This is a genomic window from Streptomyces sp. NPDC058525, from assembly GCF_042719495.1.
In the GTDB taxonomy this organism is placed as follows: Bacteria; Actinomycetota; Actinomycetes; order Streptomycetales; family Streptomycetaceae; genus Streptomyces.
On the sequence record NZ_JBHXNP010000230.1, the window covers coordinates 1 to 1,033 of the forward strand.

A 1,033-nucleotide genomic window follows, 5' to 3' on the forward strand; every position below is an offset into this window, starting at 1 on the left:
GGCGCGGCTCAAAGACCGGGGCTCCGCCCCAGACCCCGCGCGTCAATCGCCGGCGGGGCTGGATTATGCCTGGCTGGGGCTGGATTTGGCCTGCGGGCAATCCAGCCGCGCTTGGCAGGCGGCACTTGGCAGGCGGCATCAGCCAAAACCAGCCTCGCCGGCGTTTGAGGCGCGGGGTCTGGGGCGGAGCCCCAGGAGACGGGGGTCAGGCCGTCAGGGCCGGGAGCCTGGCCGGGGCGGCGGCCGCGGTGTCGAAGCGGCGCAGCAGCAGGCGGGCCAGTTCCGGGGCCGGGCCGAGGACACCGGCCACGACATCCGCGCCCGCGGCCTCCGCCCCCGCCGCGATCCGGTCCGGCAGCCGCCCGGGGGCGATGACGTACGGCGCCACCGCCACCCGTGCGAAGCCCTCCGCACGCAGGGCCCGTACGGCGTCCTCCGTACGGGGAAGGGCAGCGGAGGCGAACGCAGGCCGCACGGCACACCAACCGGTGCGCCGCCACTCCCGCGCGGTTTCAGCGATCGCTGCGATCGCCTCCGGGTCTGTGGATCCGGCGGACGCGAGCACCACCGCGGTGGTGGAGCGGTCCGCCGGGGTGAGTCCGGCCTCGGCCAGCCGGCGGTCGAGCGCCGACAGCAGGAGCGGCGAGGGCCCGAGGACGTCGGCCACGCGCACCGACAGCCCCGGCAGCCGCGCCGCCGACTCGGCCAGCGCCGCGGGGACGTCGGACTTCGCGTGGAAGGCCCGGGTGAGGAGGAGCGGCAGCGCGACCACCTCCCGTACCCCGGACAGGTAGAGCGACGACAGGACCTGGCTCACCGTCGGGGTGTTGAAGTCCAGGAAGGCCGTCTCGACGCGCAGCCCCGGCCGCAGCGCCCGCACGCGCCCGGTGAGGGCGTGCACGGTCGCCGCGTGCCGCGGGTCGCGGCTGCCGTGGGCGATGACGAGCAGGGCGGGTGCGCGGGACACGGGACTCACTTGACCAGGAGGCCGCGGGTGCGCAGGACCCGGCGTTCGAGGGGGCTGAAGATGAGG

At 76.1% G+C, this 1,033-nt stretch carries 1 protein-coding gene; it reads right to left on the reverse strand.

All coding sequences use genetic code 11. The annotated features are described in order from the left end of the window. Positions 1-205: 205 nt before the first annotated feature. Complete coding sequence (locus ACFWP3_RS42020) at positions 206-967, reverse strand: sirohydrochlorin chelatase (protein ID WP_384232232.1); 762 nt, start codon at positions 965-967, stop codon at positions 206-208. Between the last annotated feature and the right edge of the window lie 66 nt (positions 968-1,033).